The following is a 25,201-nucleotide window of genomic DNA, read 5'->3' as shown; positions in this document are numbered from 1 at the left end:
TGTGGAAGCTTCATCGGTAAAAGTCCTGTTTTTTGATATTGGCGGCGTGCTGCTTACTAACGGCTGGGGGCACGAATCCCGGCAAGAGGCCGCCCGGCTATTTGGGTTGGACTACAAAGAGTTAAGTGAGTTGCACACGTTTATATTTAATGTGTACGAAGCATCTGGTGTTGACTTAGAGGAGTACCTGGACACCGTTATTTTTAACCATCCGCGCGATTTTACACGCGAGGATTTCAAAAACTTCATGTTTAAGCAGTCGAAAGAATTGCCTGATATGTTAAAGTGGTTAAAGGAATGGAAAAAAGATTGTGGTTTCCGCATCATCGCCATTAACAACGAGGGCAAGGAACTGAATGATTACCGTGTGAAAAAGTTTAAGCTGCACGAGGTTTTTGACGCATTTGTGTCATCCTGTGAAGTGAAGATCCGGAAGCCGGACCCAGCCATATTTAAACTTGCAATGGGTATCGCCCTTGCTACCCCACAGGAATGCGTTTACTTTGACGACCGCAAGATGTTTGCACTGGCTGCTGACAAATTAGGCATGGAGGCCCATCAGCATACCTCCTTTGAAGAAACGAAAGAAATATTAGAAAATTTAAAGAAAGAAAACCTCAAAAAACATGAGCGCAACAACAGATAAATATGCCTTTGGCATGATAGGCTTAGGTGTAATGGGCCGTAGCTTATTACTCAACATGGCCGACCATGGTTTTGCAGTAGCAGGGCACGATAAAGATGTAGCCAAGGTAGATTCGCTGAACAAAGAGGGCGGCGACCTGCAAGTAAAAGGTTTTTTAGACGTTAAAGAATTTATACACAGCCTTACCACGCCGCGTGCCATTATGATGCTGGTACCTGCGGGCAAACCTGTGGATAGCGTTATTGCAGAACTTTCTCCACTTTTAGATAAGGGCGATATTTTGATAGATGGCGGTAACTCGCACTTTACCGATACCAACCGCCGTGTTGAGGAACTGGAGGCTAATGGCTTGCACTTCTTTGGGATGGGTGTATCAGGTGGTGAAGAAGGTGCGCGCCGTGGCCCAAGCATGATGCCGGGTGGCGATAAAGACGCCTATGCTGTAATGAAACCGATCTTTGAAGCCATTGCCGCTAAGGTTGATGGTGTGCCATGTGTAACTTATATAGGCCCCGGTGCATCCGGCCACTTTGTGAAGATGGTGCATAACGGTATCGAGTATGGTATTATGCAGTTATTGGCCGAGACCTACGAGATCATGAAAAAAGGTTTGAAGATGGACGGCGATGCTATCGGTAAAGTATTTACCGACTGGAATAACGAACGCCTTCAATCGTTTCTTTTAGATATTACAAAGGATATTTTCGCCTTTAAAGCACCCGGAACCGACCACTTATTGTTAGACGACATCAAAGATGAAGCCCGTGCTAAAGGTACCGGTAAATGGACCTCGCAAAGCGCGATGGACCTGCAGGCACCTATCCCAACGGTTGATGCCGCTGTTGCCATGCGCGATCTTTCTAAATACAAGGCACTTCGTACCAAAGCAGCAGGCATCTACAGCAAAGATGAGAACCAGACTTTCGACGGCGGGGTAGATGAGCTTTTAGCTTCTTTAGAGCAAGCCTTCTACTTCACCATGATCATCAGTTACTCGCAGGGTATGCACATGCTGTCGCTTGCTTCTGCCGAGTACAAATACGAGTTGAAACTTGACGAGATTGCCAAGATCTGGAGGGGTGGGTGTATCATCCGTTCCAAATTCCTGGAGAACATTTACGGCGCGTACGGTAAAGACAAAAATCTGGAACATTTACTGTTAGATGGCGACGTTGCCGAAATAGTTAAAGGCACTCTTCCGGGCATTCGTAAGGTAATATCATCTGCGGTTAACGCGGGTATAGCTATCCCAGCTTACGCGGCATCGTTAGAGTATTTTGATAACTTCCGTAACGAGCGTATGCCATCAAACTTAACACAGGCGCAACGCGATTACTTTGGCGCGCACACTTACGAACTGATTGGCAAAGAAGGTACGTTCCATACACAGTGGGCGCAGAGCAATTAGTATAAAGTATATAGTATCAAGTATCACGACTTGGAAGCTTATTGCCGACGCACATCTTGATACCTGATACTAACTACTTGATACAAATAAAACTTAGAACATACTAAAATGAGTAACAATAGCACAAAATCAGAACCAACCATATTTATCATATTTGGTGGTACGGGCGATTTAAATTCCCGCAAAATTGCGCCGGCGCTTTACAACCTTTTTTTAGATGGATGGTTGCCAAAGCAGTTCTCTATCATCGGTACGGGCCGTACAAAATTAACCGACGAGCAGTTTAGAAAAAATTTGCATGCCGACATTGACCAATTCTCGCGCAGCGGTAAAGCCGACGCCAAGAAATGGGCCGAGTTTGAAAAAAGCATTTATTACCAGGTTTCTGACGCTACAGATGCCGAGACCTACAAAGAATTTGGCAAACGGATAGACGCGCATAACGCCGAGTGGAAAACCACCGCGAATGTATTGTTCTACCTTGCCGTAGCGCCAAATTTCTTCCCTATCATCGCCTCGAATATCTCTAAAGCCAAATTAGCTGAAGATAAAAATAAGGTAAGGATCATCATCGAGAAACCATTTGGTCACGATTTGGAGACGGCCAAAGAGCTTAACGAATTGCTGAAAGGTATTTTTGATGAGTGCCAGATCTACCGGATAGATCATTACCTGGGTAAAGAAACTGTACAAAACATTATGGCCTTTCGCTTTGCCAACTCCATTATGGAGCCGTTGTGGAACCGTAACTATATAGAGCACGTGCAAATCTCGGTTACCGAGCAATTAGGCGTGGAAGAGCGTGGCGATTACTACGATGGATCGGGTGCTATGCGCGATATGATCCAGAACCACTTGCTGCAATTACTTTGTACAATAGCGATGGAACCGCCGGTAAGTTTTAACGCGGATGAAGTGCGCGACCGTAAGGTCGATGTGCTAAAATCAATGCGCAAATTTACTCCTGAGGACGTACGTAACTCGGCCGTTAGGGGCCAGTACGGTAGCGGATGGATGAAAGGCCAGGAAGTGCCCGGCTATCGCGAGGAAGGTAAAGTAGACCCGCAAAGTAATACCGAAACATTCGCCGCCATCAAGTTCTTCGTGGATAACTGGCGTTGGCAGGGTGTGCCGTTTTACCTGCGTACAGGTAAACGCATGCACCAATCGTCGTCGGTTATTACCATACAGTTTAAGGATGTGCCGCACTTGGTATTCCCTGCCGAGGCTACCGAAAGCTGGCAGCAAAACAGGCTGATCATTAGTATCCAGCCGGAGATGAGTATCCGTTTGCAGGTACAGGCCAAACGCCCCGGTATAGATATGGTGCTGAACGCCGTTGATATGGTGTTCGATTACAAAGGCACTTACACCAACCAGGCACCGGAGGCTTACGAAACCTTGATACTGGATACCATGCTGGGCGACCAAACCCTGTTTATGCGTGGCGATCAGGTAGAAGCCGCGTGGGAACTGGTGATGCCGATACTAAACACCTGGCAAAACAAAAAGAGCCTTAATTTCCCTAATTATAGTGCCGACTCATGGGGCCCTGAATCTGCCGAGGCACTGATTGCCCGCGACGGTTACAACTGGTTCACCTTGCCGGTAAATGGCAAAAAATAATTTTAATTTGAAGATTTGAAAATGCGCTGATTTTAAGATTAGATCGGTACATTTTCAAATCTTCAAATTACCTAATTCTCAAATTGATATATGAAGCTGAATATATTTAATACGGATACCGAAGTACTGGCTTCTTTAGCCAAATACTTCGCCGATACAGCCAAACACGCCATTGAGGCTAACGACCGCTTTAGCGTAGCGCTTAGCGGCGGCAGTTCGCCAAAGAAACTGCACGAGTTGTTGGTAAGCGAGTACCGTGATAAAATTGAGTGGGATAAGGTGTTTTTCTTTTTTGGCGATGAGCGCGATGTACCCTTAACCGATTCGCAAAGCAATTACCTGATGGCCAAGCAAACCTTGTTTGACCCGTTGGGGATAGATCCATCGCATGTTTACGCGGTGCAAACTGCACTGGGTGCCGAAGAAGCCGCCAAGGATTATACCCGCCACCTCATCGGTTTTTTTGACGGCGAGAACGCGAGTTTCGATTTGATCATATTAGGCCTTGGCGATAACTCGCACACGGCATCGTTGTTCCCGCATACTGCTGTATTGATAGAGGAAAGCGCATCGGTGCAAGCCTTATATATCGACGAGGTTAAAATGAACCGTATTACCTTTACCGCCCCACTCATCAATAATGCGCATCATACCGCGTTCCTGGTATATGGCGAAGGTAAGGCAGAGGCCGTGAAACATATCCTCGAAGACCCAAAAGACATACAGGAGTACCCCGCCCAACTCATAACAGGCGCCGACCTGCAATGGTTCATGGATGAACCGGCGGCAAGTAAACTGCAAAACAAATAACAAGAAAGCCTCCGCATTGCGGAGGCTTTCTTGTTTAGATAAAAAGGCGTTTTTCATCCCAAATGTTCACGTTCACGGCCGTGAACGCCGCAATTTTTTTGTAATAGCCTAATGATCAATAAATTAGAAAAAGTAGCATGGTGTCAATATACTGTCACCACGGGATTGCATAAAATTTATAAGCAGCAGTTCCCCTCTTGAGAGGGGTTAGGGGTGTGTTATACACCAAGCCGCTCCCACCACGCCATTGCGAGCGATAGCGTGGCAATCCCCTACTTACAGAGCAGTATACAAGTCTATCGAAGATTGCCACGTTGCTACGCTCCTCACAATGACGCGTGGAGATATAGCGCTCGACATTACATAATTCATTGTTGTAAGAGTACAAAGCAATATCTTAGGACGGGTAACCATTCAGCCCTTTATGTCATTGCGAGCGATAGCGTGGCAACCGCACGGAGGATAGGTTTGTGCTTTAATAACGCCAGTCCACTCGCTTGCTGCGGAGGGGCTGTTACTTTGTCTTGATACAAAGTAGCCAAATATCAAGTCAGCAAAAAGGCCTCTTGCGCACCATTCCCGCGCCGCAAAGCACTCAGAACCACGGGCCGGAAATCTTTTGCCCCCACCCGCTTTTGCCAACACTTCTACAAAAGTTTCCAATGCCCTTGCTACGCACAAGGCCGCCATTGTTCTTCTTGCTTCCGAACGAGGCTGGTCCGCTGACGAGAAATTAACTATTAGCTAATTGAAAATCAGGTAGTTTTACGGGGTTGTAGTCAAAAAATTAAAACTTATATTTATAATAACTTATCATAATAAGATGGACTTAAATAAATATCAAGAACTGGCTAAAGAATATGATCAAAATCCAAATAGAAAAGTATTGCAAAGTTTTATAATTCCATTATTTGGAATTATAGGCGAAAGCGGAGCATTAATAACGGAGTTCAAGAAGCGCTTTAGAGATAAAGCAGCGCATACGAAATTTGAGGTCAACGTTGAAGAAATATTGGGGAATATATTGTGGTATTCAGCCAATATAGCCACTAAAATGGACTTGAAGTTGGATGAAATTGCGTCAAATAATTTACAGAAAATAAAAGTCAGATTTCCAAAGGCAGGCGAAATAGTTTGCGTAACTGAATTGTTCGATGCTGTTAATTGCGAGGAAGAAAAAATTCCGCGACTAATAACTTTGAAGTTTAGTGAAGAAACCAAAAAGGGTACAAAAATAATCCACCTCTCAATAAATGGAAAAGCAATAGGTGATCCTTTAACAGATAACAATTATGATGATGATGGATACAGATATCATGACATTTTCCATTTCGCGTATGCTGCTGTTCTCGGGTGGTCGCCAGTTGTAAGAACTATAATGAAAATTAAAAGGAAAAGCGATCCATTGGTAGACGAAGTAGAAGATGGTGCAAGGGCTGCAATCATAGAAGAAGCTATAAGTGCATTTATTTATCAATCTGCCAAAGAACACTTGTTTTACGAAGATATAGAAAGGGTAGATAACAAAATAATAAAAACAATCAAAAACCTGTCATCTAATTTGGAGGTGTCAAAATGTAATGTTGCAGAATGGGAACGAGCCATATTAATGGGTTATGATGTATTTCGTCAACTCGTAAAAAACTGTGGTGGAAGTGTGAAGGTCGACTTAAATAACAGAGAAATAAGTTACTTAGAAAAATGCCAAAACTAATTGAATCTCAAACTTGTCTAACTGCTTGGCGAGATGCATGTTCATTAATTTTATCCCAAGGTGACGGGTTTAATTTAATTGTGCATATAACAGCACCAAGCTTTATTGATGACGATAACCTAAATGAAATCATACAGTCTAAAATCATTACAAAAAATGATATGCAAGATGTTGCAAATACAATTTTTCCATATAAATTATATCAACGTAATCAAACAAAGGATGTAAATCATTTTTATGATTTGCATGAAATCCTTTATGTAAGAGGGAAAAAACTACATCGAAAGAATAGGAGTAAGTGGGGGAACTATTTTTTACGATTTACAAAGTTTGGCTTTAAAAAAGAGAATCAAATACAAAAAATCATTAATGACATAAATAGTCGACCTAACAAACAAACCGCATGTTATATTATGCATGTGTCATCAGTCGATTACGACAGCAATACGAGAATACTTGGAAATCCTTGTTTACAATATGTGCAATTTGCACAGGTTAATAATGATTTAAACTTAACGGCTGTTTATCGAAATCACGACTTCCTAAAAAAGGCACTTGGAAATTATATTGGGCTAACCCATTTATTAGGATTTGTATGTAGTAAGACAAATTCACAAGTAGGAAGCATAACCTGTCATTCAATCCATTATTACATAAATAATAAAAAAGCTGTAAAGAATTGTATTGATAGTTTAACTTGGTAGCGAGTTATGGATTTATTTAATTTTAACGATTTCGATGAACTTAGTGCCAGAGTACAACAGTGTGACTTGTGCCCTCGAATGTGCAATGTCACCAAAGTTTTAAATAGATCGGCCGGTTCCCTCAACGCAGATTTGATGTTTATAGGCGAGGCTCCCGGACGCTTAGGTGCTGACGACAGCGGAATTCCTTTTCATGGAGACAAAGCAGGACATAATTTCGAGGGATTATTGAAATTTGTTGGTATTGATCGTTCAATAATCTTTGTAACCAATGCCGTCTTATGTAACCCAAGGGACGACAGCGGGAATAATTCGACACCCATTAAAAGTGAAATTTTGAATTGTTCCAAGTTTTTGCAGGAACAGGTCGATGTAATAAAACCTAAGATAGTTGTGACTTTAGGAAGAGTAGCTTTAGAAAGTTTAAACTACATATCTAAGCATAATTTAACTTTAAAAGGCTCAGTTCGGACAGCTAACAAATGGTACGGCAGGCTTTTAATCCCGCTATACCATCCAGGACAAAGAGCTATGTTACACCGAAGCTTGGCAAATCAAAGATCGGACTACCAATTTCTCGCTGATGCCCTTAAAAACCTTTCTAAGAAACCTATGGTTATCTCAGCGAAACCTTTAACTGTTGATGTATCTGCAATAATTAATTATTTATTTCAAAAAAAAGACTCATATACCTATTTCGCATTACACAAACTATTTTACTTGATCGAATATAAGAGCGCGTTAAAATATGGGCATAGACTCACAAACTCTTATATTATTAGGCAAAAAGATGGTCCTTATTGTACAGAACTTCACATATTTAAAATAAAAAAGTCATTTCCATATTTAGACTCAAAAATCCTCAGTGGCAATAACATCTTATTATATAAAAATTCAGATGATTTGTTTTGTAGGTATGAATATGACGAATTAGAACTTAATTTGGACACTAAAAATTTAATTGATGAGGTTCTAATTGAACATGGCAATAAAGCAAATGCAGCATTAAAACGAACAGTTTACTTCTCAAGACCAATGAGAAATATCTTAGCAGCCGAGCGTGACAATAATGTAAATCTATATAACACACCAATTAATTTTAATAATCTAACTCCCTCTAAACCCGATAGCAGCGATACCGGCCTCGCGCCGAACGGCTGCGCCGTATGAGCGGATAGCGGGGCTACCCTCACCCAAGCACTACAACCCTTGCTTTACAAAAACATTAATTCACCAATCTGCCACTTATATCAATTTTACGGGCAAAGGGGTTTAGGAAGCGGTTGGCCAGTACGGCAAATTCGCGGCGGGTTATGGGGCGGTTGGGGTTAAAGTCGGTGAGGAAATGGTAGTAGGTTTTCCATGTTTTTTGGAGGCCGTCCTGCAGGTTTTCGGGGTCGCGCAGGGTCATTTCGCTTATGTAGCTGAGCAGGTTGGCTATGGTGAATAGTTCGCCCGGCTGCTCTCGGTTAAACCACAGGAACGAGCGGGAATAGATCTCGTTCAAAAAGGGCTTTACCTCGGCGGTGCGCACCAGTGTATCGGGCATAAACAAAACCTGCGCGCTGTTGCCGTTAACCTTTTGCATGCCTTGCAGCAGACCTGTCGCTCCTATCTGTTGTATGGCGCGGTAGTCGCGGTCGGTAGTTTTAATATCGGCGAAGGGCATCAGCATCCCTTTATGGTCCAGTATCTCGCCCTGTATAACTCGCGGGCGAAGGTTCTTGGTGGTGGTGTTAAAAAACACGCAATAGGCGGCGGTAGCGCCAACGCCCTGCCCAAGCGTCATCTGTGCGGCGGGGTCGGTAAGGCCCACTGCCTCTCCGGCAATCAGCAGGTTCTCTTCGTCTTTAACCAGCACAGCCCCCAGCGGGATGCAGTACGCTGCCGGGGGCGGGTATTTCTTGCCGGGCAAGGCATCGCCCACGGCAATGCTTGTTCGGTACAGTTGCGAAACGCTTGCTTCGGGCGGGTAAGGCGTGTACATATCATTCAAACCCAGTTGCAACATCTCGCCACCCTTTAAGCCCGCTGCCCTAACCACGCCGCCCAGTTCGGTAGCATCTACAACCAATTTCGCTTTAATGGTAACGGGCTTGCCGCCTATGGTCGCGGTAACTATCCAGCCCGTGCCGTCCTTTTTTATGGCGTTGAAAGGCGTATTCATTTTCACGGTGAGGTTCTTCACCGTATCGGTGATTTTTTTGAGGATGGCCGCGCCGGTGGCCGGTTCAAAAACAAGCGGCGCGTTGCGGGTGGTATCGTAACCAAGGCGAAGTTTGTAAAATTGGCGAATGTGTTCCCTAAATTCGGCATAAATGCCGGATGCTAAATTGCGGTTGGCTTCCAGTATGGACATGCCGCCGCTGGCCATGCTGCCGGCAAGCCGGGCGCCTTGTTCAATCAGCATGGTTTTTACGTTGCTGCGCGCGCTTTGTATGGCCGCCGCCACACCGCTTGCCCCGCCGCCCACTACCAAAACATCGGTGCGGATAGTTTCGGCAAAGCCTGCCGAGCATTTGAGGAGCAGTACTATTAGCAGTAATTTTTTGAGCATCGTAAGGCGAAATAACTGTAAAACGCTAATTTAGGCCAATTACTTGTTCAACCACAAAATTTATAACATATCCATCAAACACATGCTTACAGACGAAGAAATGCGTTACCCCATAGGCAAATTTGTGCCGCCCGTATCTTATACCGAGCAGGACATGCGCCAATGGACCCACGATATTGCCACTTTGCCGGGCCGCATCCGCGAGGCTATTTTAGGCCTTACTTATGAGCAGTTAGACACCCAGTACCGCACCGGCGGGTGGACGCTGCGCCAGGTTGTGCACCACCTGGCCGATAGCCACATGAATTCGCTTTGCCGTTTTAAGCTGGCCCTTACAGAGGATAACCCCACCATAAAACCATATGACGAAGCCGGTTGGGCCATCCAGGCAGATTACCGTCTGCCGGTGGAGCCATCGCTAAAAATGCTCGACGGCATCCACCAGCACATGATAGCCCTGTTCGAATCTTTTACCGAGGACCAATGGAACCGCACTTTCGTACACCCCGAGAGTGGTAGTGTAACACCTTTGAAAAAGAACCTGGCCTTGTATGCATGGCATGGTAACCACCATTTGGCGCATTTAACGGAAACGGTGAAGAAGTTGAAAGGATAGGACGCCTCACCCAAACCCTCTCCGAAGATAGCCTCACCCAAACCTTCTCCGAAGATAGCCTCACCCAAACCCTCTCCGAAGGAGAGGGCTTAAAAACACAGCGCATTTAGCCCTCTCCTTCGGAGAGAGCGGGGGAAGAGGCTTCTTTTGGGCGTTCCCTGCGGGCGGGCTTTCCGCTCATACGCCTGCAGGCCTTAGGCACATGGCCGGTATCCGCTGTAATCCCTAACGCGAATTAATTTCCGCGCGTCTTTGCGGTACGAAGCAATAACGCGATGGATAAATAACATGGCAATTTTTTTAAATACCTTTGTTATTATGGAAACCATAACCTGGAACGATTTTGAAAAGGTAGAACTGCGTGCCGGTACCATACTGGAAGCAGTCGATTTCCCGGAGGCGAGGAAGCCTGCTTACAAGCTTAAAGTGGATTTTGGCCCGCTGGGGATAAAACAAAGCAGCGCGCAGATCACAAGGCATTACACAAAAGAAGAACTTCCCGGCAAACAGATCATGGGTGTGGTGAATTTCCCAAGGAAACAGATAGCCAATTTTATGTCGGAGTTTTTGGTTACCGGCCTTGCCGACGAGAACGGCGACATTGTACTTACCGCCATCGATAAACCCGTACCAAACGGCAGCAAACTGATATGATATGCGTTTAGAACATTGGCTGATAGGCCCGCAATTAATAGGCTTCCTTTTTATGCTGATGGGCTTTATACAAAAGCGTTTCCCGCCGAAGCACATCAATAGCCTGTATGGGTACCGTATGCCATCGGCCATGAAAAATCAGGAAACATGGGATGAAGCCAATCATTTTTCGGCCGTGTATATGATCAGGCTTGGTATTATCACGATTGTTGCGGGTTTTGTTTTAACAATCAGTTTAGACATGATCGGCATGAAAGAGGATATGCAAATTGCCATCCAAACAGCCTTATTAGTCGTGTCGGCCATAACAATGGCGGTGTTGCTAATGATGGGTACAGAGAAACATTTGAGTAAAGTATTTGACAATAAACCCTTATGAGGTATCACACTTTTGGCGATGAACAGCCCGCCATATCGCCCGATGATTTTTTTATGAACGAGGCCCTGAAGGAGGCCCGCCAGGCCTTGCAGGAAGATGAGATCCCTATTGGTGCCATTGTGGTTTGCAAAGGGCAGATCATCGGCCGCGGCCATAACCTTACCGAGCGCCTTAATGATGTAACCGCCCATGCAGAAATGCAGGCCCTTACCGCGGCGGTAAATTCTATGGGTGGCAAGTACCTGCCCGAGTGCACGTTGTATGTTACCATGGAGCCCTGCGTAATGTGCGCCGGCGCGAGCTACTGGTTCCAGGTAGGCCGGATAGTTTTTGGCGCTTATGATGTTCAGCGGGGCTTCGGCAGGCTTAACCAAAGTATCACCCACCCTAAAACCCTCATCACCGGCGGCATCCACGAAAACGAGTGCTCGCAGTTAGTGAAGGATTTTTTTAAAGGGAAGAGGAAGTAGGGAGGGAGTCGGGAAGTCCATAAGGCGGGAAGACCGTAAGTCGATAAGAAGGCGGGGCATGCAAATCATCTGCCGACTTTCTGTCTTCCCGTCTTCCGGACTCTCTTAACAAAAACTTGACATTGATATAGAACAAAAACATACCTCAACCCTTATATTTGTTCCATCACGAAAACGTTTAACCTTAAATTTTAAATATTATGGCATTTACACTACCGGCGTTACCCTACGCTACCGATGCTCTGGAACCACACATCGATAAAGCTACTATGGAAATTCACCATGGCAAGCACCACCAGGCTTATATTACCAACTTAAACAAAGCTTTAGAAGGTAAACCGGAGGCTGATGGTAAAATTGAAGACATCATCAAAAATATATCAAAATTTGCACCTGCAGTACGTAACAACGGTGGTGGCCACTATAACCACACCATGTTTTGGACGTTGCTTTCACCAAGCGGTGGCGGCGAGCCTACAGGCGCCTTGGCCGATGCTATTAAAAGCACTTTCGGTTCGGTTGCTGATTTTAAAACCAAAGTGAACGAAGCCGGTGCAACCCGTTTCGGATCTGGCTGGGCCTGGTTAATTGTTACTGCCGATAAAAAACTGGCTGTTACATCAACCCCTAACCAGGATAACCCTTTAATGGATGTTGCCGAAGTAAAAGGCACCCCAATTTTAGGTATCGATGTTTGGGAGCACGCGTACTACTTAAAGTACCAAAACCTGCGCCCGGCATACTTAACCGCTATCTGGAATGTAATTAACTGGAACCACGTTTCAGAATTATATACAAAAGCTATCGCTTAATTAGCGCAGCCTTTTATATTTGAAAGCGGCAGATTGGAAACAATTCTGCCGCTTTTTTTATTTTACAATTAAGCATTACCACCATGAAAGCCATTGTACTCGAATCCGCAGAAAACCCATTGGTTATAAAAGATGTTGCCAAACCCACACCCGGCCCGGGCGAAGTATTGGTGCAAATAAAAGCCGCCGCCTTAAACCGCCGCGACTGGTGGATTACGCAAGGCAAATACGCCGGCATAAAATACCCAACCATTCTTGGCGCTGATGGTGCGGGCATAGTTGCCGAAGCAGGCGAGGGTGCAAGCCACTGGCTGGGTAAAGAAGTGATCATTAACCCATCCCATAACTGGGGCGAACAAACGGAATTTCAATCGAAAGAATTTAAAATACTGGGCCTGCCCGATGATGGCACCATGGCCGAATACGTATTGGTTAAGGCAGAATACCTATACCCAAAACCCTCGCATCTAACATTTGAACAAGCTGCTGCCTTGCCTTTGGCCGGGCTAACTGCTTACCGCGCGTTATTCACCAAAACACATATCAAAAAAGGCGATAAGGTATTGGTTGTGGGGGTGGGCGCTGGCACGGGGTCGTTTACCTTGCAGTTTGCCTTAGCGGCAGGTGCGCAAGTTTTTGTAACATCGGGCACGGGCGAGAAAATTGAGCAAGCCAAACAACTTGGCGCATCTGCCGGGGTAAACTATAAGGCTCAGGATTGGGCGCAGGAGCTAAAGCACCTTAGCGGTGGTGGTTTTGATATTGTGGTGGATAGCGCCCTCGGCCCCGATTTTAACAAGATCCCGGATTTGTGTAACCCCGGTGGCCGTATCGTATTCTTCGGTGGTACGGCAGGTGACATCCCCGAACTAAATGCCCGCCCCATTTTTTGGAAACAGCTGCAGATCTTAGGAACCACCATGGGCACCCAGGAAGATTTTAAAGCCATGCTTGCCTTGGTGAACGAACATAAAATAGTCCCGATGGTTGATGAGGTGTTCCCGTTTGCTGATGTTAAAAAGGCCTTTGATAAAATGGGTGCGGCAAAGCAGTTTGGCAAGTTGGTTATCAAGGTTTCGTAGCCGCAGATTTAATCACCCTGCTGTACTAGGTACGCGCGCCTATCTGCTTCGCAAAAGGTGAGAAAATAATGAAGCTAAACCCTCTTTCCGCGCAGCGAAGAGAGCGTCGACCAGCGTAGCGTTGTCGAGGTGAGTAAAATATGCGATAGTCATAATCACCCCTCCTTTCATACTTACATCACTAATAATTAGTGTTTAATTAATAATCTACTAATTTTGTGGACTTTATTTAAACATGATCAAAAAACCCATCGAACTTCTACTGAAAGAATCTGAAGAAGTAGGAGAAAATTCACTTAAACGTTCGCTTGGCCCGGTTAACCTTATCCTCATCGGGATAGGCATTATTATTGGCGCGGGCTTGTTCTCGTTAGCCGGCATCGCCGCGGGCCAGCACTCTGGCCCGGCGGTTACCATCTCGTTTTTAATTGCTGCTTTGGGCTGTACGTTCGCGGCATTGTGTTATGCGGAATTTTCGGCGATGATACCGGTTGCAGGCAGTGCATACACTTATTCTTATGCCACCATGGGCGAGCTGTTTGCCTGGATCATCGGCTGGGATTTGATGCTGGAGTACGCAGTTGGCGCTGCAACCGTAGCTATCAGCTGGTCGCAGTATTTAACTAAGTTCTTATCATGGTTTGATCTGTACCTGCCCCCGCAGCTTATCCTGTCGCCATTCGAAACTTCTAAAGCCGCCAATGGCGATGTGGTGCGTGGTATTATTAACCTGCCAGCGGCCTTGATAGTGGTATTGGTAACCAGTATCATCATCCGTGGTACAAAAGGGTCGGCGCTTATTAATGCCATTATTGTAAGTTTAAAGGTTGGCGTGGTGTTGGTATTTATTGCCGTAGGTTGGTCATTCATCAACCCGGCAAACTATCATCCTTACATCCCGCAAAATACGGGCGTTTGGGGTGATTATGGCTGGTCGGGCATACTTAGAGGTGCCGGGCTTGTATTCTTTGTTTTCATCGGCTTTGATGCCGTATCTACCGCCGCGCAAGAGGCTAAGAACCCGCAGCGCAATATGCCTATCGGTATCATCGGCTCGTTAATAGTGTGTACTATCCTGTTTGTGATCTTCGCCCATGTAATGACGGGGATGGCTAATTATAAAGAGTTCATCGGCTCGGGCGCGCCGGTTGCCATCGCTATCGAAAAAACGCATTACCAGTGGTTAAGCAAAGCCATTGTACTGGCGATACTGATCGGTTATACATCGGTAATATTGGTTGACTTGTTAGGCCAGTCACGCGTGTTCTTCTCTATGTCTAAAGATGGTTTGCTGCCGAAGGTGTTTTCTGAGATTCATCATAAATTTCGCACCCCGTGGAAATCAAATATGCTGCTTTGCGGGTTCATATCTTTATTCGCGGCCTTTGTGCCCATCCGCGTGGTGGGCGAAATGACCAGCATTGGCACTTTACTTGCTTTTGTAATGGTATGCGCCGGAGTGCTTATATTGCGTAAGCAACAACCAAACATACACCGCCCGTTTAAAACGCCGTTTGTGCCTTTGGTGCCAATATTGGGTATTTTAACCTGTTTTGCCATGATGACGTTTTTACCCGGCGATACCTGGTTGCGGCTGATACTTTGGTTGGGCATAGGTTTGGTAATTTATTTTACCTACGGCAAAAAGAACAGTGTACTACGCAAGGCGATGGCAACAAAAAAAGAATAATTTATAAATGGCGGATTTACTGCAATTACGTGTTGATGGAATAAAATGGGAACTGCCCGATACGGCAACCTTCTATTTGGTTAAGGCTGTTGGTTACAAGCCCGTATATAAAGCCGGGCAATTTATAACGCTGGTATTTGATCATCATAACCAGGAAGTCCGCCGGTCATATTCGTTAAGTTCATCTCCTGATGATGACAGGCTTGCCATCACCGTAAAGCGCATTACAAATGGCGAGATCTCTCGCTTCCTGCTTACTAAAGTTAAGGTAGGCGATGTGCTTAATGTTGCTGAACCTGCCGGCGTATTCACCGTTAAAGAATATGAAGCCAATAAAAACCTGGTATTTTTCGCGGCAGGGAGTGGTATCACTCCAATATTCTCGCAAATTAAATATGTGCTTAATCGCCCCGGCAAAAGCAAACTACATTTAATTTATAGCAGCCAAAGCAAACAAACCGTTTTGTTTAATAACCAACTGAACGAGTTACTGACAAGCTACCCCGAAAGGTTTACTGTTACGTATTTACTTAGCAGCGAAGCCAACCGCCTAACCAACATCCGTGTAGAGCAATTGGTGAACGAACAGCTAAGTTTCGATAAAACCAAAGCGGATTTTTACATCTGCGGGCCGTTCACTTATATGCGCATGATAAAGCTAACGCTGATGTACATGGGTATTGAAGCCACAAGTATCCACAAAGAAAACTTTGTACTGGAAACCGTGCCGGTTACCGGCAGCCAAACTAATTATCCGCCAAAAGGCATCCGCATAAATTTTGAAGGCGAAGTGCATAACCTGGTAGCGGGCGAAAACCAATCTATATTACAGGCTGCGTTACAAAACAAGATAAAACTGCCGTATAGTTGCCGTAGCGGGATCTGCTCGGCCTGCGTAGCCTTCTGCAAAACCGGAAAGGTAGAAATGGCGAAGAACGAAGTACTGACAGATGAAGACATAGCCCAAGGCTGGATCCTCACCTGCACCGGGCATGCGGTGACGGATGATGTGGAGGTGGAGTATAGATAGCCGTTCTTATTTTGTCATCCTGAGCGATAGCGAAGGATATAATGTACACCATGCATCTCGGCGATTAGATGCTTCGCTATCGCTCAGCATGACAAAGGCCCACCAAGGCCACAAAGATTAACCTCTGTAGCCTTTGTGGGCCTTCTTAGTGTGCTTGTGGTGAAAATTATGAAGCCTGCACCTGTCTCCTGTGTGTTTTGTGATGCACGGCACCACGTGCCTTGCCTGTTTTTGATTTTGCTTTTTTGCGCTTACCCAACCAAATGATAAACCCGGTTACCGGTAAACTGGCGCAAATTAAGCTGGCTAAAAACGCGATGATCTTGGTTGTGATGCCACCTATCTGCCCTACGTGGATGTCGTAGTTCATCTCGTTAAGTTTTAGGCCAGGGCTTTTTTTATCGTATGCGTAGGTTTTTAAAAGCTTGCCGTTATACTTATCAAATTCGTAACCATTTGCGTTGGAATAATGCATAGATTTTGCATAAGCACCCACGCCTATGGCACCCGACAAAGCCGGGTCGTTATGGATCAAAAACATTTGGGCCTGTGGCGATTGCTGCCTGGCATGCGCGAACGCGATATCTATAACCGGCAATTTTGCAACCCCGGCTATTTTAAGCGAATCTGATTTAGGTTCGGTTACTTCATCTTCATAAGTAATACCCCGGCCAATGTTTGCCGTGTTATAAATGGCTTTGCTTACGGGTTGAAACGCTATTGCCAGGCCGGTTATAGACAGTATAAGCGCGATGGATGTGGCGTAAAAGCCAAGCACGTTATGCAGATCATAATTAACCCTTCGCCAGCGGCCACCCCACTTAATGGTGAAGCTGCGTTTGCGGTCGCTTTTGCGTTTGGGCCACCAAAGGATAAGCCCCGTAACCATGATCACCATAAAAATAATAACCGATACGCCGACTATCCTATGGCCAATGGCGGGTGGCAGCAGCAGGTAAAGATGTATGTATTCTACAATGATAAAAAAGTTGGTCTGCGGCTTTTCGTGGTAGGTGATCTTACCGGTGTAGGGGTCTAAAAAAACGTATTCAAAACCATCTTTACCCATGTTGGCCAACACACCTGCCGGCCTTTCTACCCCGTAATAATATATAAAATCGGGGCTTGCCGTGGGGTATGCCTTTTTAACCTCGCTTATTAATTGAGAGGGTTGTACATACGGTTTACCTGTATTTTGTACGCTACGGTACCCGTAAAAAGCATCCTGGATCTCGTCCTGAAAGCAGAAGATACAGCCCGTTATACTCACAATAAACACCACAAGCCCGGAAATAAATCCGAGCCAGCGGTGGCAAAAAAGTAGTACTTTTTTAAATGGGGTCATGCTTACAATTTGTATGATGCACTTAGCACAAACTGGCGTAACCTTTGCGGGTTAATGGTTGTAAAACCTGTGTAGTAGTGCTTATCTGTTAGGTTGTTTCCGCTTAAACCAAAACGGTATTTAGGCCTGTCTAAATATACTGATGCGTTTAATAAAGCGTAAGATGGTAATTCGAAACTGCCCTGGCTAACGCTGTTTATCACTTTGTTGCTGCTGGCATAGTTACCGCCAACGCCAACACCAACACCTTTAACAAGGCTTTGTGGCAAACGGTAGCTTACGTATAGGTTAGCAAGGTATGGCGAACCTGCGGTATTTGGGCGTAAGCCTAAAACGTCAGGGTCGCCGACAGTGTATTTAGAGTCGTTGTATGAGAAACCTGCTACGATGTTAATAGCCGATACCGGGTTTGCAATAAGCTCAGCCTCGAAACCTTTGCTTGTTTGTGTACCATCTTGTATCGAACCAAATACCGGTGAATTAGGGATAGAACGGATTGTATTGGTAACCCTGATGCGGTAAACGCTTAAGGTGCCGTTCAATTTACCGTTGAATAATGCCATTTTAACACCACCCTCGGCCTGATTTGCATTCTGGATCTTAGGGATAACTGCTGTGCCGCTGCCGTCTGTAAATACATCCGGATTTTTGAAACCGTTTTGGTAGTTAGCAAAAATTGAGAGGGCTTCTTTTATTGGCTGATAGATCAAACCTAATTTTGGAGAGAAGCCTGTTTGGGCAAAGGGTTTTACGGTTTGCAAACCATCCAGATTGTACGTCCCTTTGTTTTCGAATCGATCTACACGTGCGCCAATAGAGGCAATTAACCTGTCGGTGATGTTGATCACGTCAGATAGGTAAACACCGTAAGTGTTCTTTTTGTAGATGTACGGGTAGGTATTTGCAGATGTAAGCGGGTTGGCGGCATTTGTTTGGTCAACCAATAGCTTGTTAAACACGCTGTAATCGTAATTGGGGTCGTTTATGGGTGCTATGCCATAGGCATTGCCGAAAAAGATCTGGTTTGAATTTTGGCGTTGAAAATCTAAACCAAATACAAAGCGGTGGCGAATGGACCCTGTTTTAAAATCGCCGTTGATATTTTCCTGAATTTCTGTAGCGCCAAATTTACTGTTAGCGGTTGATTGATCGTTACGGTAGATGTAGTTGTTGTTGCCCGGAGGGTCTTGTATACCTGGTGCAATTAACTGTGCAGTAGCATCAGTAATTAAGTAATAGTATGGGCTTGCCCCGTTAGAAAAGCTGTTTGAATTAGAGAAGATGGTTTGTGAAGCAAACTTATCAGAGATCTTGTATTTGGCTTCGGCAAAGTAATTGATGCTGCGCGAGTACGAGGTGATATCAGTGGCTGAATAAGCATTCATGTAGTCGATATTTAAATCGCTAACCTTGCTTACACCCAGCGCTTTTGGCGAATCGTAAAAGAAAAAGAATGGCTTGGCAGAATTGCGGCCGTAAAACATCTCAGCCTCTACCAGGAATGATAATTTTTTAGTAGCTTTTATAGATAAGCTTGGTGCAGCAGCAAACGTGCGGCTTTTACCATAGTTTTGGAAACTTCCTTCGTAATTGTATGCTGTATTTAAACGAAACGCCACTTTTGAACCAAGCGGGGTGTTCAGGTCAAGTGTGGTACGGTTTAGATCGTAGCTGCCCACAGTGTGGCCAATCTCGGCACCAAAGGTTTCGTAAGGCTTTTTGGTGACCCTATTTATTAAACCACCAAATGAAGTTACAGAACCACCAAATAAAGTAGATGACGGGCCTTTTATTACTTCAACCTTATCAACGTTCACCGCATCTATACCGCTGGTAACTATACCGGCAACACCATTGCGTACGCTTATTTGGGTAGTAAAACCACGTTGGGTAAAATAGCCGCCACCATCGCCTGCGCGGCTGGTAGCATCCCACATTTTTTGAATGCCTGATGCATTTCTGAGCGATTCATCAACAGAAAAAATCTGTTGCTCTTTGATCAGCTCGCTGCTGATAGTGGTGTAGCTTTGTGCGTTTTCCAGGTTATCCAACGGGATACGGCCAACATCAGTACTTACCTTGCGGGCAAAACGGTTAGCGCGGTTGGCAATAACATTAACCTCGGTTAGTTGCGAAAGGCTTGCGTTAATAGTGATGGTTGGTACAGTACTTATCTCGTTTGCAACAACGGTTACGGGCACTTCAACACTTTGTACACCTACATATGATATAACAATGGTATACGAACCTGCCGGGGCTTTAAACGAGAAGTCACCGTTATCTAAAGTACTTGTGCCTATCCTGGTGCCGCTAAGGCCGATAGATACGTTACCGGCGGCTTCGCCTTTGCTTGTGGTAACTTTACCTTGTATAGTGCCCCTGTTTTGTGCAAGTAAGCTTGCAGGGTTTATAAGGGTTAACAGCATTATAACGGCTGCGAATAATTTAAAGGGAAAGGTATTTGCTATTTTCATTCTTATTAAGACTAATTATAAATAATGGCGCAAATGTATATGATTGCAAGCTACCAAGCAAGTTATTTAGAATAATTATAAACAAGATAACGATTGAAAGGGGCTATATTTGTGTACAGTTGACACATTATGAAAAGAATAGCTATAGATATGGACGAGGTTGTGGCGGATGCCCACGCACGTTTTGCAGAGTGGTACACGCGTGATTATGGTACTCAATTCACACCAGAGCAACTCCATGCACATACATTCGAAGAACTTATAGATCCGATGCACAAGGGTATTTCAAAAAAGTATGTTTTTCACGATGATTTTTTTAAAGACCTGGCAGTTATTCCCGGATGTAAGGAAGTGATTAAAGACCTGCACGAAAAATATGAGATCTTTTTCACCACAGCCGCTATGGAGTTCCCCAATTCGTTATTACCTAAACTGGCTTGGTTGGGAGAGCATTTCCCTTACATATCATGGACCAACATTGTTTTTTGTGGCGATAAAAGCATCATTAATGCCGATTACCTGATAGATGATAACGTTAAGCATTTTAAACGATTTATAGGGCAGGGCATTTTGTACACTGCCGCGCATAACCATAATGTAGAATGGGATGTACGTGTAAATAATTGGGAAGATGTAAGAAGACTTCTGCTTTAGCTATTTTTAGATACACGGATATTATAAGTTTCTTGCAGAGCTAAACCAACAATTAATAAGATGAAATATAACCAAACTAAAGGGAACGAAATTGAAGGGCATTTAGATATAAGCATTAGTCATAACGAAGACGAATTTGAAGGAGAAATAGAAAAGTGGGACGAAGTATTAATCCATGGAAACCCGGAAGGATTAAGATCATTTGCTAAATTATTACTTGAAATTGCAGAACTAAATCAGGAAAAGGTAAACGATAAATATTTACCAGTTGGAGCACGAGAACATTACCATTTAAGACGTGGTATTGAGTTGTCAAATAATTCTGTATCGCAAGTAATAGTTGGAAGGCTTGATGCAAAAGGTACAGGAGAATTTTATGAAGCGTACATTCCAAAAGGAAAATAAAGATCAAATATTATTATTTACCGGCGTCTTTAACCACTCTGGCGCTGTTATCCTTCACAAAAGCTTCCCAGCCGCTGTGGCTTTTTTTGCTGGTTACTTTTCCGCCTCGTGCTACCTGTATTTTTTGGAACGAGTGGCAAACGGCAACAGCCAGCCCATCGGTAGCATCTAAAAATTCGGGCGTTTCGTTAAACTTCAGGATGGTTTGCAGCATGGCCGATACCTGCTCTTTAGTGGCACTGCCATTCCCGGTAATAGATTGTTTTATTTTACGCGGGGCATACTCGGTAATACTTACACTGCGCGAAAGCGCCGCGGCCATGCAAACACCCTGCGCACGCCCAAGTTTCAGCATCACCTGTATGTTCTTACCATAGAACGGGGCTTCAATAGCCAGGCAATCGGGTTTATAGTTATCTATCAATGCAACGGTTTTCTCGAAGATGCGTTGCAACTTAAGCATGTGGTCGTCAATTTTATCCATTTTAACCACACCAAGGCTTATCAGTTCAATTTTTGGCCCTTTCTCCAGCACAAGGCCATAGCCCATTATAGCTGTACCCGGGTCAATGCCTAAAATTATTCGTTCCTTATGATTTGCCTGCTCTATCATCTGTTTACAAAACTAATGTTTAGCCAATGGTTTTGTGCAGTATGGCAATATATTCTTCGCGCGGTATCATGCAAGCTCCCATGCTTTCCAGGTGTTCGGTGTAAACCTGGCAATCTATCAGGTGGTATTCGCCCGTGTTGCAAAGCCAGATAAGCGCGGTCTTAGAAGCATTGCTCACCTTGCTAAACATACTTTCGCCACAAAACACATCGCCGGCATGTACGCCGTATAAACCCCCTACCAGTTTGTCATCCAGCCAAACCTCAACAGAATGAGCGTGCCCGGCTTGATGCAAATTGGAGTAAGCGGCCTTCATGTCATCGGTTATCCAGGTGCCGTCCTGCCCCTCGCGTTCAATAGCCGAACAGGCCGCCACCACATCATCAAAACAGGTATCGGTAGTAACGGTAAATATCCCCAGCTGTAACACCTTGTTCATAGATTTGGAGATCTTCAACTCATTCGGATATAGCACAAACCGCTCATGCGGCGAGTACCACAAAATGGGCTCATCCTCGCTATACCATGGAAAAATTCCATTTTGATAAGCCAGCAACAAGCGATCGGTTGATAGATCGCCGCCTACGGCCAGCAAGCCATCTTCTTCGGCAAGTGCCGGGTTGGGGAACAATAAGCGATCATCAAGCCTGAATATCATCAGGGCAAAATTAAGCCTTGCGGCGTATTACCAGCTTTTTATTTTGCGCTTTTGCTATGGCATCCATATACTGCTGCATTTCGGTGTATTTGGCAGAAGGGATAACCTGGGTGGTCAACTTAAATTTAGCGATACTTATTACCTGGTTTTTAGCGGCGTTGTAAACATATTTAACATCGTAGTCGCCGTAGCTAAACTTAAGCGACTGGTTAACCGGCATTGTTTCTACCTCGAAACCCGCAGGCAGATCAATAGTAGTTACACAATTTTTAAGCATTGGGTGGTTAAAATAGTAGTCGCTGCTCCGTTTGTCTAATATCGGCACGGTGTTACCCCATAGTTCAAAAACTTGCGGGCGATAAAACCTTTTGTCGCCGGTTATAATATCGCTAAACTTATCGTACTCAATGTCAAGGCTTACTTCTTTTATGCCTTCGTTATCGGCAACGGGGTTATAGTTTAATGCTGATGGCTGCTTCATATTAAGCATGCGTATCAGGTACTCTTTCTGTTCATCGGTTTTTAAAGTAGCTAAGCCAATGTGATGTTAACTGGTAAACAACAGATTGCAGGTTATCTGAGTTAGAGGTCATGTACGGCTCATCGGGCAACGATGGTACGTTTTCCAATGCCCTTACATTTGTTTCCAGGCTATAGGTTATCACATCACTACCTGTCCCCAGGCTTCTGCCTTCGCTTTTATTGGAATATTTGGCAAGTGCCTGGTTGATATTGGTTTTTTGCTTAAAATAAAAAATATCGGGTATGGCTGCAGATAGTTGGCTGTAGCGTGTTGGCAACTTATCCTGGAAATACCAATCCGGGAAGTTACTTATGGAGTTGGTATGCCATATGTACTTGTACTCAATAACAGACCCTGCCTTTACATTAGGCATGCTAAATACAATGGCGGTGCGGTTTTTATCTATTTGTTCGGTAAATATCAGTTTTTTATCCAGCTTGGTAATTTCGGGTTTTCCATCAACGAGGTTAATGGTTTGGGCCTGTATGCCTGTGATAAATTCTAAATGGTTGCCGCCAATATATTCAATGCGGATATCGCCGTTATTTTTAGCGTTTGCATTAAATATTTTTATCCTTTTATGCCTTTCCATGGCAAGGTCGAGGTTGCCGTCGTAGTAGGCGTCGCCTCTGTCAAAGAGTATTTCGGCGGTTGCACCGCTTTCAAAGTCGCAGGCTTTTAATTCAAGATCGGCTACATCAACTTTGCCAAAGGCGGGGGTTCTGTTAACTGTTGGGGTAGTTTGTGCGTTTGCAAATGACGCACTAAGGCATAATAACAGGCAAGTAATAGTTTTGTACATACAATCAGCTTAGGTTACACGAATATAACATTTAGCATAACATTTTTAATAAACACTTAAAAAAATTGCGAAGGTTAAACTACCCTGGTTTAAAATTGTCATAATTAAGCTATGGATAACACCAATAAGATAAAGCATTTATATGCACGGGCCGGTTTTGGCCTTCGCGTTGCAGATATGCAGCGGGTGAAAGGCTTAACAGTCAAACATGCGGTAGAGGGGTTTTTTACTTCATCTACAGAAATAAAACCCCTTACCGTAGTTACCAACAATACAAATTATAGGGATGCTGCCAAAGCCGATTCGCTCACTAAAAAGATGTTTATGCAACAGCAGCGCCAACTTGAGCGCGATCTGAATATTACCTGGGTAAACCAAATGAGCATGTCTGAAGCGCAGCTGCGCGAGAAGATGACCCTTTTTTGGCATAACCATTTTGCCTGCCGCACACAAAATGCATTTTACGCCCAGCAGCTCAATAATATACAACGCACAAACGCCCTTGGCAACTTTAAAACCCTGTTGTTGGCGGTATCTAAATCGCCGGCCATGCTGCAGTTTTTAAACAATCAGCAAAATAAAAAGGGCCACCCAAACGAGAATTTCGCGCGCGAACTGATGGAACTATTCACTATTGGCCGTGGTAATTATACCGAGCAGGATGTAAAAGAATCGGCACGGGCGTTTACCGGGTGGGGCTTTGATAACGATGGCGAATTTGTAGAACGCAAGGTATTGCATGACGAAGGGCAAAAACACTTCCTGGGTAAAACAGGCGCCTTTACGGGCGAAGATATCATCAATACTTTACTGGAACGAAAAGAGACCGCGCGTTTTATTTGCACCAAGCTGTATAAATACCTGGTGAATGAAACGCCTGATATGGCTAACGTTACCGCTATGGCAAATGTCTTTTACAGCAGTGCTTACGATATAACCAAACTTTTAAAATTCGTTTTTACTGCCGATTGGTTTTACACTGATAAAAACACCGGCAACCTCATTAAAGCCCCTGTGGATTTTATTGTGGGGCTTAACCGCCAGTTTTATATCGACTATAAAAACCCCGATGTAATAATGCAGTTTGAACGAGCCCTGGGGCAGGTGCTGTTCTATCCGCCAAATGTGGCCGGCTGGCCCGGTGGGAAAAGTTGGATAGACAGTTCATCGTTAATGTTTAGGTTAAAGATCCCATCCACGGTTTTAAACGATGGGGTGATAGATTTTAAAGGCAAGGCCGACCCGGAAGATGAGGCCTTTTTAGCTATGAATGTAAACAAACGCAAAGCCGTAAACACGCAGGTGCAAACACAACCTAACTGGGATAAATTTTTAACGGGCATCCCGTCCAACATATCAAAGGCGACGGTTGCGGGTGTGATACTGGCACCTGCGCTAAACGCGAACTTAATGGCGATAGTGAACCGCGCTACCAATATACGATCTATGGTGATAGAGTTGGTTTCTACACCCGAGTATCAATTGTATTAACAGTGGTTTAGTGACCCGCTTAATGGGCGTTCACCCAA

25 protein-coding genes are annotated in these 25,201 nt (G+C 44.6%); 18 read left to right on the top strand and 7 right to left on the bottom strand.

The features are described 5' to 3' along the window. Nucleotide 1: 1 nt before the first annotated feature. The 7 genes from ACVW0P_RS15080 to ACVW0P_RS15050 all read left to right on the top strand — a co-directional run bounded on the left by ACVW0P_RS15080 (nt 2) and on the right by ACVW0P_RS15050 (nt 8,078). Nucleotides 2-646, top strand: coding sequence for an HAD family hydrolase (locus ACVW0P_RS15080; RefSeq protein WP_354427398.1), 645 nt, complete (start codon nt 2-4; stop codon nt 644-646). Beyond that, entirely contained in the window at nt 627-2,054 is a 1,428-nt protein-coding gene (gene gndA / locus ACVW0P_RS15075) for an NADP-dependent phosphogluconate dehydrogenase (protein ID WP_457132822.1), read from the top strand. The genes ACVW0P_RS15080 and gndA overlap by 20 nt, the downstream gene beginning before the upstream one ends. A 108-nt stretch (nt 2,055-2,162) precedes the next feature. Further along, the gene (gene zwf, locus ACVW0P_RS15070; protein ID WP_457132821.1) at nt 2,163-3,680 is read left to right on the top strand and encodes a glucose-6-phosphate dehydrogenase; all 1,518 of its coding nucleotides are present in this window, start codon (nt 2,163-2,165) and stop codon (nt 3,678-3,680) included. A 90-nt stretch (nt 3,681-3,770) separates the two neighbouring features. Then, nucleotides 3,771-4,490, top strand: a complete 720-nt coding sequence (pgl, locus tag ACVW0P_RS15065) for a 6-phosphogluconolactonase (protein WP_457132820.1) — start codon at nt 3,771-3,773, stop codon at nt 4,488-4,490. Between the two features lie 823 nt (nt 4,491-5,313). After that, entirely contained in the window at nt 5,314-6,204 is an 891-nt protein-coding gene (locus ACVW0P_RS15060; protein WP_457132819.1) for a hypothetical protein, read from the top strand. Beyond that, nucleotides 6,192-6,908 carry a hypothetical protein gene (locus ACVW0P_RS15055; protein ID WP_457132818.1) on the top strand — a complete coding sequence of 239 codons (717 nt, stop codon included), beginning with the start codon at nt 6,192-6,194 and terminating at the stop codon, nt 6,906-6,908. The genes ACVW0P_RS15060 and ACVW0P_RS15055 overlap by 13 nt, the downstream gene beginning before the upstream one ends. Before the next feature lie 6 nt (nt 6,909-6,914). Further along, on the top strand, nt 6,915-8,078 hold the full coding sequence (locus ACVW0P_RS15050) for a uracil-DNA glycosylase family protein (protein ID WP_457132817.1): 1,164 nt from the start codon (nt 6,915-6,917) through the stop codon (nt 8,076-8,078). Nucleotides 8,079-8,133: 55 nt separating this feature from the next. Here the strand turns inward: ACVW0P_RS15050 and ACVW0P_RS15045 are convergent, their stop codons facing one another. After that, nucleotides 8,134-9,465, bottom strand: coding sequence for an FAD-dependent oxidoreductase (locus tag ACVW0P_RS15045; RefSeq protein WP_457132816.1), 1,332 nt, complete (start codon nt 9,463-9,465; stop codon nt 8,134-8,136). An 82-nt stretch (nt 9,466-9,547) separates the two neighbouring features. On the opposite strand from ACVW0P_RS15045, the gene ACVW0P_RS15040 reads away from it, so the two are divergent. The 8 genes from ACVW0P_RS15040 (at nt 9,548) to ACVW0P_RS15005 (ending at nt 16,198) form a co-directional block, all read left to right on the top strand. Then, nucleotides 9,548-10,081, top strand: a complete 534-nt coding sequence (locus ACVW0P_RS15040) for a YfiT family bacillithiol transferase (protein WP_457132815.1) — start codon at nt 9,548-9,550, stop codon at nt 10,079-10,081. 318 nt (nt 10,082-10,399) lie between these two features. Next, the gene (locus ACVW0P_RS15035) at nt 10,400-10,735 is read left to right on the top strand and encodes a tRNA-binding protein (RefSeq protein ID WP_457132922.1); all 336 of its coding nucleotides are present in this window, start codon (nt 10,400-10,402) and stop codon (nt 10,733-10,735) included. A gap of 1 nt (nt 10,736) precedes the next feature. Next, nucleotides 10,737-11,114, top strand: a complete 378-nt coding sequence (locus tag ACVW0P_RS15030; protein ID WP_457132814.1) for an SdpI family protein — start codon at nt 10,737-10,739, stop codon at nt 11,112-11,114. Then, entirely contained in the window at nt 11,111-11,584 is a 474-nt protein-coding gene (locus ACVW0P_RS15025) for a nucleoside deaminase (RefSeq protein WP_457132813.1), read from the top strand. The genes ACVW0P_RS15030 and ACVW0P_RS15025 overlap by 4 nt, the downstream gene beginning before the upstream one ends. Before the next feature lie 200 nt (nt 11,585-11,784). Next, nucleotides 11,785-12,396, top strand: a complete 612-nt coding sequence (locus tag ACVW0P_RS15020) for a superoxide dismutase (RefSeq protein WP_457132812.1) — start codon at nt 11,785-11,787, stop codon at nt 12,394-12,396. An 83-nt stretch (nt 12,397-12,479) separates the two neighbouring features. Continuing rightward, nucleotides 12,480-13,478, top strand: coding sequence for a quinone oxidoreductase family protein (locus tag ACVW0P_RS15015; protein WP_457132811.1), 999 nt, complete (start codon nt 12,480-12,482; stop codon nt 13,476-13,478). A 235-nt stretch (nt 13,479-13,713) separates the two neighbouring features. Beyond that, the gene (locus tag ACVW0P_RS15010; RefSeq protein WP_457132810.1) at nt 13,714-15,168 is read left to right on the top strand and encodes an amino acid permease; all 1,455 of its coding nucleotides are present in this window, start codon (nt 13,714-13,716) and stop codon (nt 15,166-15,168) included. Nucleotides 15,169-15,175: 7 nt separating this feature from the next. After that, a complete protein-coding gene (locus ACVW0P_RS15005; RefSeq protein ID WP_457132809.1) occupies nt 15,176-16,198 on the top strand; it encodes a 2Fe-2S iron-sulfur cluster-binding protein in 1,023 nt (340 codons plus the stop codon). 166 nt (nt 16,199-16,364) lie between these two features. Here ACVW0P_RS15005 and ACVW0P_RS15000 read toward each other — a convergent pair whose 3' ends face one another. Together ACVW0P_RS15000 and ACVW0P_RS14995 are read right to left on the bottom strand one after the other, a co-directional pair. Next, entirely contained in the window at nt 16,365-17,543 is a 1,179-nt protein-coding gene (locus ACVW0P_RS15000) for a PepSY-associated TM helix domain-containing protein (RefSeq protein WP_457132808.1), read from the bottom strand. Between the two features lie 2 nt (nt 17,544-17,545). Further along, nucleotides 17,546-20,017, bottom strand: a complete 2,472-nt coding sequence (locus ACVW0P_RS14995; protein ID WP_457132807.1) for a TonB-dependent receptor domain-containing protein — start codon at nt 20,015-20,017, stop codon at nt 17,546-17,548. Nucleotides 20,018-20,146: 129 nt separating this feature from the next. On the opposite strand from ACVW0P_RS14995, the gene ACVW0P_RS14990 reads away from it, so the two are divergent. Continuing rightward, complete coding sequence (locus tag ACVW0P_RS14990) at nt 20,147-20,671, top strand: 5' nucleotidase, NT5C type (protein WP_457132806.1); 525 nt, start codon at nt 20,147-20,149, stop codon at nt 20,669-20,671. 60 nt (nt 20,672-20,731) lie between these two features. Beyond that, nucleotides 20,732-21,076: an Imm32 family immunity protein gene (locus ACVW0P_RS14985; RefSeq protein WP_457132805.1), complete on the top strand. Its 345-nt coding sequence runs from the start codon at nt 20,732-20,734 to the stop codon at nt 21,074-21,076. Between the two features lie 13 nt (nt 21,077-21,089). On the opposite strand, the gene ruvC is transcribed toward ACVW0P_RS14985, so the two are convergent. The 4 genes from ruvC to ACVW0P_RS14965 are packed head-to-tail and all read right to left on the bottom strand — an operon-like array spanning nt 21,090 to nt 23,672. Then, nucleotides 21,090-21,689, bottom strand: coding sequence for a crossover junction endodeoxyribonuclease RuvC (ruvC, locus tag ACVW0P_RS14980; protein ID WP_457132804.1), 600 nt, complete (start codon nt 21,687-21,689; stop codon nt 21,090-21,092). A 19-nt stretch (nt 21,690-21,708) separates the two neighbouring features. Continuing rightward, nucleotides 21,709-22,347, bottom strand: coding sequence for a leucyl/phenylalanyl-tRNA--protein transferase (gene aat, locus ACVW0P_RS14975; RefSeq protein ID WP_457132803.1), 639 nt, complete (start codon nt 22,345-22,347; stop codon nt 21,709-21,711). 10 nt (nt 22,348-22,357) lie between these two features. Beyond that, the gene (locus ACVW0P_RS14970) at nt 22,358-22,828 is read right to left on the bottom strand and encodes a hypothetical protein (protein ID WP_457132802.1); all 471 of its coding nucleotides are present in this window, start codon (nt 22,826-22,828) and stop codon (nt 22,358-22,360) included. 31 nt (nt 22,829-22,859) lie between these two features. Further along, nucleotides 22,860-23,672 carry a DUF3857 domain-containing protein gene (locus ACVW0P_RS14965; protein ID WP_457132801.1) on the bottom strand — a complete coding sequence of 271 codons (813 nt, stop codon included), beginning with the start codon at nt 23,670-23,672 and terminating at the stop codon, nt 22,860-22,862. A 111-nt stretch (nt 23,673-23,783) separates the two neighbouring features. Here ACVW0P_RS14965 and ACVW0P_RS14960 point away from each other — a divergent pair, with 111 nt between their 5' ends. After that, complete coding sequence (locus ACVW0P_RS14960) at nt 23,784-25,163, top strand: DUF1800 domain-containing protein (RefSeq protein ID WP_457132800.1); 1,380 nt, start codon at nt 23,784-23,786, stop codon at nt 25,161-25,163. The last annotated feature ends 38 nt before the right edge of the window (nt 25,164-25,201 follow it).

Source organism: Mucilaginibacter sp. UYNi724, assembly GCF_054057495.1.
This window is presented reverse-complemented; position numbering and strand designations above follow the sequence as displayed.